Genomic DNA, 13094 nt, shown 5'->3' with positions numbered 1-13094 from the left:
CGCCAACCGCCTTCTCGACCGCTGCAGTTTTATTGCCTTGTCAGGTCCGAGCGACGCATGGCAGTCTCGTGCGTGATTGCCGTTTTGCGGACCAGCAGCCGCACAGAAAAGCTTGGGTGAGCCAACGTGAACATATCTGCCGCTTCCATCGGCGAAATCGTCTGGGTCGTGGGCATAATTGCCTGGTATGTGGTGCGTTACCCGTTCGAACGCCGTGCAAAGCGTGTGCGGGTGATGAGCAACCGACGATCGACGACCGATACGATTGGCCTTGCTGCTGCTTCGCTGGGCCTTGCGATTGTGCCCGCGCTTTATGTTGCGACAGGAATCCCGCGATTTGCCGACTATGGCGCCCATCTATGGCTGGTCGGACTTGGGGCGCTTGTCTTCGCCGCAGCGCTCTGGACCTTCCGTCGAACGCACAAGGAACTCGGCCGCAACTGGTCCATCTCGCTGGAAATCCGCGAAAAACACAAGCTGATTAGTACAGGCCCTTACGCCGCCGTCCGGCACCCGATGTATACGAGCTTCCTGCTTATGGGGATCGGTCAGATGCTGTTGCTGTCGAACTGGGTGGTTGGACTTGCAGGGCTTCTTGGATTCGCTGTTCTTTTCTTCCTGCGTGTGGGCAAGGAGGAGCGCCTGATGCTGGAATTCTTCGGGCCCGAATATCGCGCTTACATGGACAGGACGAAGCGAATTATCCCCTTTATCTATTAGAGGTGGCACTATGCGGGGCCGACCGATCAAGCTTTCCGCCGCACGACGCCTCGTCGGCGATCTGATGCGATTTTCCATCGGCGTGCCGCGGGTCACGGTGCAGCGGCAGATGGATATCCGCGCGTTGCACAAAGCCCGTGCAAGCCGATCCGACCGGCCATCGTGGATGGTGTTGTTTCTCAAGGGTTACGGGTTACTCTCGATGGAGACACCCGAGTTTCGCCGGGCTTATGTCAAGCTTCCGAGACCGCAACTCTATGAGTATCCCGGAAGCATCGCGTCCGTGGCGCACGAGCGCGAGCACGAAGGCGAACGGGTCGTCCTTCTCAGCACGATCAAGCAACCCGAGAGGCGGTCCCTTGCCGAATTGAGCGCCCTGCTCCAGGAGGCCCGGTCCCGCCCCGTGCTCGAGATCAGGGAATTCCGGCGGGCGTTGAAGATTGCACGCCTGCCCGCGCCGTTGCGGCGGCTGCTGATGTGGCTCAGCCTGAACATGGGGCGCCAGCGCGGCCACCGCTTCGGCACCTTCCAATTGTCGGTCTATTCCGGCCTGGGTGCGGAGTCGCTCAATCCGCTGACGCCTTTGACGACCATCTTCAACTATGGGCCGATCGGTGACGACGGATCGGTCACGGTCAGGATCCACTATGACCACCGTGTCATGGACGGCGCCAATGTCGCGCGAGCCCTGGCTCGTTTCGAGGAAATATTGAACGGCGAAATCGCCGACGAGGTGGCAGAGCTTTCCGAACTCGACCAGCCGCCAATCGCTACGCCGGAGCCATCGGCATGACATCGCAGCAGTCACCACGACCCGCCATTGTCGTTATCGGAGCGTCCCGGGGCATAGGCAGGGCAATTGCAGAGCTTGCCGCACGAGACGGCGCGCCGGTCGTTCTGGTCGCGCGATCCATCGAAAGCTTGCACGTCGTGCAAGCCGCGATCGAACAGGCGGGCGGCGAGGCATTCTCCCTGCCGGTCGATCTTGCCGCGCCCGATGCCACGCGCATTCTCGACGAATTTCTTTCGCGCGAAGGCCTCGTCTGCGACGTTCTTGTCAACAGTGCCGGCTATGGCCTGCGGGGCGCGGCGACCGCTTTGCCGATTGCCGACCAGATTGGTATGATCGACGTCAATGTGCGTGCGCTTGCGGCCCTGACTTTGCACCTGTTGCCGGGCATGGTCGCGCGCGGCCGCGGCGGCGTCATCAATCTAGCCTCGGTCGCGAGTTTTACGCCCGGCCCGTACATGGCAATGTATTATGCGAGCAAAGCCTTCGTTCGTTCGTTCTCCGAGGCGCTATACCAGGAGACGCGAAGGACGGGCGTAACCGTGACCTGCGTTGCGCCGGGACCGGTATCGACCGAGTTCCTCGAAAAATCCGGCGCCAACAGGGCTGCCTTGTTCAAAGCGCTCCCGAAAGCCACTCCGGAATACGTGGCAAGAAGTGCCTGGCACGGCTTCAAGGCCCGGCGGCGGCTGGTCATTCCCGGCATTTCCGCCAGGCTGGCAATCCTGATGGCGGGCCTCCTTCCCTCCGCAGCGCTCTTGCCGCTTGTTGGTCGTCTGCAACTGCGCGGCAACGACCCCTGCCCCTGCGGATCTGGCAAGCAACTGAAGCACTGCTGCCGCGCAGGCCACGCCAAAGGCGGAACGGCCCCGGCGTGATCCGGCTCCGCAGCCTGCTTCTCGTCACGTCCTTCGCCAAAGGGCGCAGGGAACGGACTTCGATCGATGGCCACGATCAGTGGGCTGCGGCGCCAGCGGAGAGGAAATTTGCCTCCCACTCACTTTCCGGAATTTCGTCACCAACCTGAAACTCAAATGCGGCGACGCTTTTGATATCCGGCGCCACGGCGCAGCCAAACTTGATATTGAACCAGCGACCCTTGCTGCGAAAGGCGGCGCCATCCGCACGGAGGTTCCGCCCAGCCAAAACGATATCCGACGTGGCGTAGGCGACGAGCAGGTCGGGGGTAAAGTCAACGCGCCAGCGATGAACCTGCTCCATCGCCTCGAGATTGCAGAGCTGGACAATCTGTTCATCGGCGGCGAGCTGTGACAGCCCTTCCAGCGCCTGTCTGCTGCGTGGATCAGCCAGTATCGCCGCCGAGAAGAACCGCTTCGCTTGCACCATCGGCTGGGCAGCTGGCGGCAGCGTGGCTGTTTCCGCGGCAGGCGCCGTCTCCGGGACGGAATGCGCGACGGGCGGCGCATCTTGCGGTCCGAGCACGGGCTGCACCACCTCAGGGCGTGGGAGCGGCAATTCCAGTATCTGAACGGCGATCCCCTCGTCCGGGCTCGGAACAGGTGGCCGCGGTGACGGGAGGAGGAAAAGCGCCAACACGACGAGCGCATGAAGGATGAGAGCAAGCGTCAGGCTTGGCCAGATCGGTGTCTCATTGCGACGATGCTTTACTGCTTGCACCGATCAGATCATCCCATGCGCGACATTAGGGCCGGAAGGGTCACGACCGCTCCTGGTGCAGGCGACACTACCAGCAACTTGAAGATAGAAAAGCCGTCGCCAACAACCTGTCAGCGACGGCTCGAAATCCTGGCCTGGGGCTACGCCCGGTATCAATCCATGTCGTCGTTGTCGGGCGAGCTCATATGGTCGCGGTTGCCGTAGATGATCTCGCGCTTGCCGACGTGGTTCGCCGACCCGACGAGGCCTTCCTTTTCCATGCGCTCGACCAGCGAGGCCGCACGGTTGTAGCCGACGCCAAGGCGGCGCTGGATGTAGGAGGTCGAGCACTTCTTGTCGCGCAGGACCACCTTGACGGCCTGGTCGTAGAGTTCGTTGCCGTCTTCCGACGCAAGCGCGCTCTTGTCGAAGACCGGGGTCTCTTCCTGCGGCTCTTCTTCCTCTTCTTCCGCCGTGACGGTGTCGAGATATTCCGGGCGTCCCTGCGTCTTCAGATGTGCGACGACGTGTTCAACCTCAAGATCCGAAACGAACGGGCCATGGACACGGGCTATACGTCCGCCGCCCTGCATGTGCAGCATGTCGCCCTGGCCGAGCAGCTGCTCGGCCCCCTGCTCGCCAAGGATCGTGCGGCTGTCGATCTTCGACGTCACCTGGAACGAGATGCGGGTCGGGAAGTTCGCCTTGATCGTGCCGGTGATGACATCGACCGAAGGACGCTGCGTCGCCATGATCAGGTGGATACCGGCAGCACGCGCCATCTGCGCCAGCCGCTGGATCGCGCCTTCGATTTCCTTGCCGGCGACCATCATCAGGTCGGCCATCTCGTCGACGATGACGACGATGTAAGGCATCGGCGCCAGGTCCATTTCCTGCTGTTCGAACAGCGGCTCGCCGGTGCCCTTTTCGAAACCGGTCTGCACCGTGCACATCACCGGTTCGCCCTTTTCACGGGCAGCGGCGGCGCGCTGGTTGTAGCCGTCGATATTGCGCACACCGAGCCGCGACATCTTGCGGTAGCGGTCTTCCATCTCGCGAACGGCCCACTTCAGCGCCATGACCGCCTTCTTGGGGTCGGTAACGACGGGGGTGAGCAGATGCGGGATGCCGTCATAGACGGAGAGTTCGAGCATCTTCGGATCGACCATGATCAGGCGGCACTGATCCGGGCTCAACCGATAGAGCAGCGACAGGATCATGGTGTTGATCGCGACCGACTTGCCCGAGCCGGTGGTGCCGGCGACGAGCAGATGCGGCATCTTCGCAAGCTCTGCGATGACAGGCTCGCCGCCGATCGTCTTGCCCAGGCAAAGCGCCAGCTTGTAGCCGGTCTTGCGGAAATCGACAGATTCGATCAGCTCGCGGAAATAGACGGTCTCGCGGGTGGCATTCGGCAGTTCGATACCGATGACGTTGCGGCCGGGCACGACCGCGACGCGGGCCGAAAGCGCCGACATGGAGCGGGCGATATCGTCGGCAAGGTTGATGACGCGCGACGATTTCACACCGGGCGCCGGCTCGAATTCATAGAGCGTGACGACCGGGCCGGGGCGAACATGGATGATTTCACCCTTGACGCCGAAATCTTCGAGCACGCTTTCAAGCAGGCCGGCATTCTGTTCCAGCTGCTCCTGCGTCATGAAGAAGCCCTGACCGACGGGCGCTTCCTGCAGCAGTTCCTCGGATGGGAACTCGTAGCCGTCGGCGCTCGGCGCGCGGTCGGTCGAGCCGATCGCCGGCATGTTGCTGGGCGCGCGGGTGACCTGCGCCGGCATGGTGATGGCCGCCTTCGTGGCAACCGGCGCCGGCTGTTCGATTTCGACCGGTTCGGCGTCAATGATTTCAGCGGCGGCTACAGTCACCGGTTCTTCAGCCGCGGCAACGGGTGCCGGCGCAGCGTCGGCAACGGCCTCAGCGGCGGCGGGCGGTTGCTGGGCTGGCACATCCTCCGGCTTTGCGCCGCGGACATCGACAACACGGAACAGCGAAGTGATCGCCGTCGGCGGCATACGGCGGATTTCAACCGGGCGCACGGGCGCTGGCGGCGTGACCGCAATAGGCGCAACGGCGACGGGAGCGATGGCGGGCGTCATCGCAACCGGGGCTGGCGTCTCGACAAAGGGCTTCGGATGGGTGGCTTCCGTGCCGGCAACCTCAGCATCGTCGGCCGGGCCGAATTCGAAGAAGGCGAAATCCGACAGGAAGACAGAATGCGCAGCGCCCTGATCGACGGAAGCGTCGCCTGCCTGAGCGGGCGCGGGTTGGACTTCGGCGACCGGCGCGGAAACGGCGATCTGCGTCGTCAGAACGGGCGCAAGGGCTACGCCCTCGTCGGCCGGAGCTTCGACACGCGCGAGCATGGCCGGCTCGATCGTGTTTTGCGCGGCGGTCCAAGTGGGCAACTGGTTGGTCAGCATGCGCAACAGTTCGGACGGGCTGTAGGACGGCAGCGCGACCTCGGCCAGCGGCGCCTCGTCAGCAGCAACGGCCGAAGCTTCCGTCTGTACCGGCTCGACCGTGGCCGTCGCGACGGGCTCAACGGTTTCCACCAAGACCGGAGGAGGCTCCGCCGCCACCGCGACGATCGCCTCTTCGACTTCGGTTGCCGTTTCGCCTTCTTCGACCTGCGGCGCGCGTCGCTTCATGAATTCGCGCTCGGGCGTGCGGGTGAAGCGCACGTTCGGCGCCAGGAAGAAATGGCTCTCCCAGGTGGAATCGCCGTAGTGGCCGGCAATCTCCGAAAGGGTCGGCAAGGGTTCGCTCATCGTCGACGTCACCTGTGCAGGAGCGTAGGCGGAACCCTGCCCATAGAGGCGGGTCGCACGGCTCGTGGTTTCAGCCTGCTGGTTCGCCGGCCGGCGAGGCGCCGCCGGCGCCTCGTACAACTGATAGGGGTCGGCGGGTTCCGCCTCATGGGTGGGCATACCGCTCAACGCATCATCCTGCGGACCATCGAAATAATCCGCCTGGTTTGCATCATGCAAAGCAGCCTGTGAGAAGTTTGTCCTGGGAATACGCATGGGTCCTGGAAGAGCTAGAGACATCGCCGCGGGGCCTTCTAAGCGATAGGAAATGAAGGTTAACAAGTCCCTTCCAACGCCCCGTTTCGAACCGGGATCCGTGGTCGATTGCTGCCTTTCTGTGGGCTCCATGCAACGGCAATGCCCGACGCCCCAAGGCCGCCGCGACATCCCGTCGCCGGCCTCACACGGCCGAAAATATTTCTTGGATGGGGGCGACAGCGGCGATCGCACGGGGATGCTCGCGGCGGCCTACCATCGGCTCCGCCGGGAAAACGAATCGGGCCTGCGTGAGAGCGTCACGCAGGCCCGATTGGAACTTTCAGAAGGGCAGACTTCGTTCAGCCTTCGCGGCCCGCCGCGAACACCGCATGCTGCTTGGAAAGCAGTTCGACGACCTCGTCGATGAAGGCTGGATCGACATCGACTGAGAACTCGATGCGGGCATTCTTGCCGTCGCGCTTGAGCTTGGCAAAGGCGCGTCCGCCGGCGTCGACCAGCGTCTCCGGCTTGGCCGCTGCGTCCGGCTTCGGTTTGCGCGACAGGCGCGCGAAGACGATCTGGAACCGCTGGTCGCTTTCGGCTTCGAGGAAGCGGCGCGAGCGGCACTCCTCCTGCGCCAGTTCGACGGTCACCATGTCCTCAAGCAGCGCGCCGAAGGCCATCCAGCGTTCGCGGCCGACCTTCGGTGCCGGGCCGATCGCGCGGGCAATCGCCGGCGGCACGCCTTCGGCCACCTGCAGGAGGCGCGACAGCTCGCTCTTCTGCACGGCGAGCGCCTCGCCGATCACCTTCCGGTCGAAGCCGCGGTCGGCGAGCGCCGACGCAAACATGGCACGCTCGATGAAGGACAGGTTGCGCCGCTCGGCGTTTTCCTTGCCCTGCGCCAGCACCAGCTCGTCGTCAGTCAGCGGCCGGACGATGGCCTTGACCTTGGTGCCGAGGCTGCGCACGGCATTGAGACGACGATGGCCGTAGGCGGTCTGGTAGCGGCCTTGCTTCTGCGGGTGCGGGCGCACGAGGATCGGCGACTGCTGGCCGCTGTCGCGGATACTGTCGGCGAGCGCCAGGAATTCCGGATCGTCGGTCTCGCCGTCGGTCAGGCGGTCGCCGACGAAAGACGCATCGATCAGCTCCGGATCAAGCTCGACGACGCGCTCGCCCTGATGCAGGGCCTCGCGCAGCGCGCGGGCCTCTTCCGCCTCGCGGGTGATACTCCCAAGCGAAAGCCCCATGGCCTTGATCGCGCCGGAGGCGGCCCGCGGCACGTCGGCCTGGGCGGCGGGGACCACGACTGGCTTTGCCGGCTGCACGCTTGGTGCGGCGGGCGCCTTGTCATCCGCTTCCGCGGCAGGCGCCGCCGGGGCGACATTGCCGGAAAAGAGTGCGCGCAGTTCGTTCTTGCGGTTGCCAGCCATGTCGGTCAGCGCCCCCAGGCCGCGTGAATGAGCGTTTCGATCTCGCCGTTGACGGCGTTCAGCGATTCGATCGCGCGGTCATAGGTGGCGCGGGTAAAATTCTCGCGTCCGACCTCGTAGAGCGTCTGCTTCGTCAGGCCGGCATCGGAAACCGCGGTGGACTTCACCATGGCCGAGGTCAACACCCGGTCGCCGAAGAGCGAACGCATGAAGCCGACAATCTGGGCCTGCGGCCCGTCGTTCGGCTCGAAGCGGGTGACGAGGTAGCGCAGGAAGTCGAAGTTGAGTTCGCCACCGGCCTCGCGCACGACGCTCAGGAGGTCCGACGTCATGTAGAGAAACTGGTTCATCGAGGCGACGTCGAGCATCTGCGGATGCACGGTGACGACGACGGACGTCGAGGCGCAGAGCGCTGACAGCGTCAGATAGCCGAGCTGCGGCGGGCAGTCGATGATGACGACGTCATAGTCGTCGGCGACGCTCGCAAGGGCGGCCTGCACGCGGGCGAAGAACAGCGGGCCAGCGTCCGTGCCATTGTGACGGGCGCTCAGTGCCTGCGGCGTCGTGTGCTCGAACTCCTGCAGTTCGAGATTTCCCGGCACGAGATCGAGGCCGTCGAAATAGGTCTTGCGGATGATGTCCTTCAACGGCCGCGCCTCGGCGTCGTAGCGGATCGCGCCATAGAGCGTGTCGTTGCCGGTAAGGTCGAGTTCCGGCTGGTAACCGAAGAGTGCGGACAGCGAGGCCTGCGGGTCGAGGTCGACGGCGAGCACGCGGTGGCCGGTCAACGCCAGATATTGCGCGATATGCACCGACGATGTGGTCTTGCCGGAGCCGCCCTTGAAGTTGGTGACCGAGATCACCTGCAGGTGTTCGCCTGCTTCCGCATCGCGCCACTTGAGATAGCTGCGCGCCTTGGCGGCGTTGCCCTTGGCAAGCGCCTGTTCGGCCAAGTGCCGGCGAAGCGCATTGATGTCGGAGAGTGAATAGGAGCGGCGGCCGCCAAGCCCGGTATCGGGCTGCGGGCCTTCACCGGCAAGCGAGAGCTGGCGCAGATAGCCGTCAGAAACGCCGATCAGCTTGGCCGCCTCGCCCGAGGTGAAGCTGCGCAATGTCTTCATCGCCGTCGGCGCGAACAGGCGCTCGCGCATCGCCTTCAACTGTTCGGAAAGCGCGCGGGCATCGGCCGCGATCGCTTCGTCGGCCGGACGGCGTGCCTGGGAGTGACCCGCGTCCTGTCTTGCCTGGGTTGCCGTCATATTCATTCTGCCATACTCCTTGCGCGTGTCAGCGGCCCAACGGCGCCACATCACGCTAACAGAGATTCAATTCAAATACGGCCAATCGGCACTTATTCGGAAAACTCCGTAACAGAGATGCCGGAGCCTGCGATTCGCGTCAAGAGTCTGGCGCCATTCAAAGGCGCGTGCACTCGCCGGGCAGACGTTCCGGACGCCGACAAAACGAAACGCCCGCGGGGTGGCGCGGGCGTTTGCAGGCATCGAAAAAATGATTTCAGAGTTTCGGACCGATATGATCCGGGATCGGGCATTGGTAGGGCTTGCCCTCGGTCTTTTCACGCCACTCGGCCTTTGCCCGTGCCAAAAGATCGGCATCGAGGATCAGGTCGAGGCCGGTCGTGGCCAGTGATTTTGCCGCGTGGGCGAAAGCCTTGTGGGCGGCCGGGCTCTTGCCCTGCGCCACCACCTGCCAGGTGTGCGGCGCCGTGCCGATCGCCCAGGCGGGCGCCCAGCATTGCGCGGTCGGCGTGATCCAGCTGACGTCGCCGACATCGGTCGAGCCGGCGCGGAAATGCGACTGGCCCTCGAAATCGCGAAGGCCGAGATGCAGACCGGTCGAACCGTCCATGCGGCTGTTCGCAAAAACATCGCCCTTGATTTGGTAAAGCCGGATGCTGCTCGAGATTGCTTCCTGCGTCAGCGTCTTCTGGATGTCCTTGGCAAAGGCGATATCGGCCTCGTCGAAGGGAACCGGCCCGAGCGCCACCATGTTGTCGTGGATCGCCGTTTCCAGCGCGATGTTGGGCAGCAGGTTGGTCGCCGCCCGGTCAAAGACGATCTCGACCTCGGTTTCGGTCATCATCGCCGCCCCCTTGGCGATCTTGTCGATGCGGGCAGCGAGCGCTAAGGCCTCCGGCATCTGCGGCGCCCGCACGAGATAGAGCGCCTCGGCGCGGGCCTGGACGACGTTTGCCGCCTTGCCGCCGGCATCGGTGATCGCATAGTGCACGCGGCAATCCTGCGGCATATGCTCCCTCAGGAAGTTGACGCCGACATTCATCAGTTCCAGCGCGTCGAGCGCGCTGCGGCCGAGATGGGCACCGTTCGATGCGTGCGCGGCGACGCCCTTGAAGCGGTAATAGATTTCAAGAACGGCGAGATTGTTGGTCGAGCGTACGCCGTTGAAGGGTGCCGGGTGCCAGGTCAGCGCCGTATCGACATCCGCGAAGATGCCGGCGCGTGCCATGAAGGTCTTGCCGGAACCGCCCTCCTCGCCGGGGCAGCCGTAATAGCGCACCGTACCCGGCAAGTCGTTTTCCTTGAGGTAGCGGGCAAGCGCGACGGCAGCGAGCAGCGAACCCGTGCCGAGCAGATTGTGACCGCAACCATGGCCCGTACCGCCCTCAGTGAGCGCTTTCGCCTCGGCGACGCCGGCCACCTGGCTCAGACCCGCAAGCGCGTCGAACTCACCAAGAAAGGCGATCACCGGCAGGCCCTGCCCGCTCTCGCCGACGAAGGCGGTATCGATGTCCGCCAGTCCGCGCGACACGCGAAACCCATGCTTCTCCAGCATGGCGATCTGCGTCGCTACCGACTTTTCCTCATGAAAACTCAGTTCCGCATGGTCCCAGATCGCGTCGCTCATTTCGGCGAATTCGGGCTTCAGCGCTTCGATCGTGTCGACAAGGGCGGTCCGGGCGGCTGGATTTGGCATCAATCATCCTTTTGCGACGGCGCGGGGCGCGGTCGCATCAGCAGTTTTGTTTAAGGAGGTGCGGAGGGCGACAAACGGCCGCCATCCGCTGGAGAGAAAGGACTACGCCCGCATCAGTCGTCGAGCGTCACTTCCCAGAGGCGGGTGTTGGACTGCCAGACCGGCTGGCCGTGCAGCTTCTTGGTGGCGCCCCAGATGTCGACCATGTCGTACATGAAGATGCCGGGGACCTCGTCGAGCATCAGCCGGTGGAACTCGTCGAAGATCGCCTGGCGCTTGGCCTGGTCGGCCTCGACATAGGCTGCCTTCATCAGTTCAACCGCCTTCGGGTTGTCCCACATCAGCGAGGCGTTCTTGTCCTTGTTGCCGACATAGAAGCTGTACATCAGCGCCGGATCGAGACGCGGCGACACCGACTGCGAGATCACCTGATAGTTGCCGGAGCGGCGGCGATCGACCTGGGTCGCATAGTCGAGCACTTCGATCTGCACGTTGAGGCCCACCTGCTGCATCATCGCCTGGGCGACGACGGCAGCGGGGAAGCTCGGCACGTTGCCGCGCTTGTTGGCGATGATGGTGATCGGCTCGCCGTTGTAGCCGGCATCAGCCAGGTTCTTCTTCGCTTTTTCGAGATCCATCGGGATCTTCTTCTTCTGGACGTCGGAGTAGAAGATCGAGTCGGCCGAGACCATCGATGCGTTGGCTTCGCCGGTGCCGTTGGAAACAGCGGCGACGAGCTGGTCGAGGTCGAGCGCTTCGGCCATCGCGCGACGAACCGCAACGTTGCTCAGGATCTTGTCGCGGGTCTGGAAGTAAAGCAGGTTTTTGCCGTTGTTGCGCTTGACGATGAGTTGCATCGTGTCGCTGTCCTTGAACTCGGCAATGAGATCGGCCGAGACTTCGGCGGTGTCGAGCGCGCCCGAAAGCAGGCCGGTCTTCACGGTCGAGGCGTCCGGGATCACCATGAACTTGATGCCGTCGACGAGCGGCCGCTTCGAGCCGACCATGCCATCGGGCTTGCCGTCATTGGCGGGTGAGACGTAGTCGGCGTTCTTTTCGAGCCGGACATATTCGCCCTTCTTCCATTCCGCCCACTTGAACGGGCCGGTGCCGATGGGCGCAGTGTAAGCGCCGTCTGCGCCGACGGAATCTTGGGAGACGATGCCGGTGTAGCCGCATTCCGGCCGGGCCATCAGGCCGAGAAAGACGGCCGAAGGCTTCTCGATACTCATGGTGACGGTGGAGGCGTCGGCTGCGGCGACGCTCGTCACCTTGATCGACTTGCTGCCGTCGAAGTCGCCGGCGCAGGTCCACTTGGTCTCCGGCTTCATGTAGCGGTTCCAGTTCCAGACCACGTCTTCCGCGGTCAGCGCCTTACCGTTGTGGAACTTCACGTCGTCTCGCAGCTTGAACGTATAGGTCAGGCCATCGGGCGAAACCTCGAAGCTTTTCGCGAGCAGCGGCTTCACTTCGCCGTTCTCGGCGTAGCCGACCAGACCTTCGACGATGTGGAAGATCACCGAGTCGGTGTTGCCGTCGCGGTTGACGCCGGGCTCGTTGCTGCGGATGTCCGAGCTCTGGGCGACCGTCAGGTCACGCGCATGGCCGAGCGCGATCGCGCTCATCAGCATGGTTCCGGCAAGAAGTATGGTTTTCATGGTTCCTCTCTCTTTTCTGATTGTTGGTGTTGTCGGTTCAAAAGGCGCGCCAGCAGACCTGTGACAGCTTGCCGATGGTTTCGAGCGCGATGGTGTAGCCGGGCGTGCCGTCGGGCATCAGCGCGGGTACGCCGTCGGTGAAGGCGGCGATCGCATAGAGCGGCTTGCCGTCGCGATAGACGACGCCGGCATCCATGCGGCCGCGTTTGCCGCGACCCCCCTTGCAGGCGACGACCGTATCGAAGGGCAGCCGCGAGCGGATGCCATAGCGCAAAACCTGGTTCTTCAGCGTCTGCACAGCGAAGGCGGCGAGCTCGACCGTGATGCCAAGCCTGGCGGCGGCAGCGGCATCGTGCTCGGCGGCGAGGATCAGTTCCAGCAGCATCACCTGGTCGGCAGCCGTCGTCGTCGTGACGTCGGCCAGCGAATGATCGGGTTTGAGCGCCAGCGGCGGAATGAGGAAGCGATGGTGCGTGCCCACCATGCCGAGCGCCTTGCAATAGCCGTCGACCTCTTCAAGCGTCAGCCGCTCGAACACCATCTTGGTGCAGACATTGTCGCTCAGAACCATCATGCCGACGATCGCGTCGCGCAGCGAAATGACGATTCCAGGCGTCAGGTAGCGGAACATGCCGCTCGCCACTTCCTGGGCGAGCCGTGCTTCGTAGGTGATGCGCTCGTCAAGATGAAGCCGGCCTTCTGCCACCGCCTTCAGCGCCGCCATCATGATCGAGGTTTTGCGGGTGCTGGCAGATGGTGTTTCCTCACCCTCGCCACGGCCGATGGTTTCACCGGTCTGGAGATTGCGCACGAGGAAGCGGGTGACGAAGGGCTCCGCGTCGGCGATCGCGTGGAGTTCGGCCGCGATCGCACCGGTCTTGATTTCCGTGCTCAT

The 13094-nt window shown here is 63.7% G+C and carries 10 protein-coding genes; 3 read left to right on the top strand and 7 right to left on the bottom strand.

What is annotated here, in order from left to right; genetic code table 11:
• Positions 1 to 132: 132 nt before the first annotated feature.
• Genes IB272_RS22390 through IB272_RS22380 form a run of 3 tightly spaced genes read left to right on the top strand, consistent with a single transcriptional unit; the run spans position 133 to position 2388 of the window.
• On the top strand, positions 133 to 720 hold the full coding sequence (locus IB272_RS22390; RefSeq protein WP_060601697.1) for a protein-S-isoprenylcysteine O-methyltransferase: 588 nt from the start codon (positions 133 to 135) through the stop codon (positions 718 to 720).
• Between the two features lie 10 nt (positions 721 to 730).
• Positions 731 to 1513, top strand: a complete 783-nt coding sequence (locus IB272_RS22385; protein ID WP_060601663.1) for a hypothetical protein — start codon at positions 731 to 733, stop codon at positions 1511 to 1513.
• Positions 1510 to 2388, top strand: a complete 879-nt coding sequence (locus tag IB272_RS22380) for an SDR family NAD(P)-dependent oxidoreductase (protein ID WP_192445068.1) — start codon at positions 1510 to 1512, stop codon at positions 2386 to 2388. The genes IB272_RS22385 and IB272_RS22380 overlap by 4 nt, the downstream gene beginning before the upstream one ends.
• A gap of 76 nt (positions 2389 to 2464) precedes the next feature.
• Here IB272_RS22380 and IB272_RS35620 read toward each other — a convergent pair whose 3' ends face one another.
• From IB272_RS35620 to IB272_RS22345, 7 genes are all read right to left on the bottom strand, one after another.
• Positions 2465 to 3148 (bottom strand): DUF930 domain-containing protein, encoded by a 684-nt coding sequence (locus IB272_RS35620; RefSeq protein ID WP_226020774.1) that lies wholly within the window; start codon positions 3146 to 3148, stop codon positions 2465 to 2467.
• A gap of 152 nt (positions 3149 to 3300) precedes the next feature.
• A complete protein-coding gene (locus IB272_RS22370; RefSeq protein WP_192445065.1) occupies positions 3301 to 6168 on the bottom strand; it encodes a DNA translocase FtsK in 2868 nt (955 codons plus the stop codon).
• A 341-nt stretch (positions 6169 to 6509) separates the two neighbouring features.
• On the bottom strand, positions 6510 to 7586 hold the full coding sequence (repB, locus tag IB272_RS22365; RefSeq protein WP_192445063.1) for a plasmid partitioning protein RepB: 1077 nt from the start codon (positions 7584 to 7586) through the stop codon (positions 6510 to 6512).
• 5 nt (positions 7587 to 7591) lie between these two features.
• Positions 7592 to 8851: a plasmid partitioning protein RepA gene (gene repA / locus IB272_RS22360; RefSeq protein ID WP_034805794.1), complete on the bottom strand. Its 1260-nt coding sequence runs from the start codon at positions 8849 to 8851 to the stop codon at positions 7592 to 7594.
• Between the two features lie 250 nt (positions 8852 to 9101).
• On the bottom strand, positions 9102 to 10541 hold the full coding sequence (locus IB272_RS22355; protein ID WP_060601676.1) for a M20 family metallopeptidase: 1440 nt from the start codon (positions 10539 to 10541) through the stop codon (positions 9102 to 9104).
• Between the two features lie 113 nt (positions 10542 to 10654).
• Complete coding sequence (locus tag IB272_RS22350; RefSeq protein ID WP_192438685.1) at positions 10655 to 12199, bottom strand: ABC transporter substrate-binding protein; 1545 nt, start codon at positions 12197 to 12199, stop codon at positions 10655 to 10657.
• A gap of 37 nt (positions 12200 to 12236) precedes the next feature.
• Positions 12237 to 13094, bottom strand: coding sequence for a serine hydrolase (locus IB272_RS22345; protein ID WP_034805783.1), 858 nt, complete (start codon positions 13092 to 13094; stop codon positions 12237 to 12239).

Source organism: Ensifer sp. ENS08, from assembly GCF_014852195.1.
Lineage (GTDB): Bacteria > Pseudomonadota > Alphaproteobacteria > Rhizobiales > Rhizobiaceae > Ensifer > Ensifer adhaerens.
The sequence above is the reverse complement of the archived record's forward strand: the minus strand, read 5'-3'. Positions and strand labels throughout refer to the sequence as shown.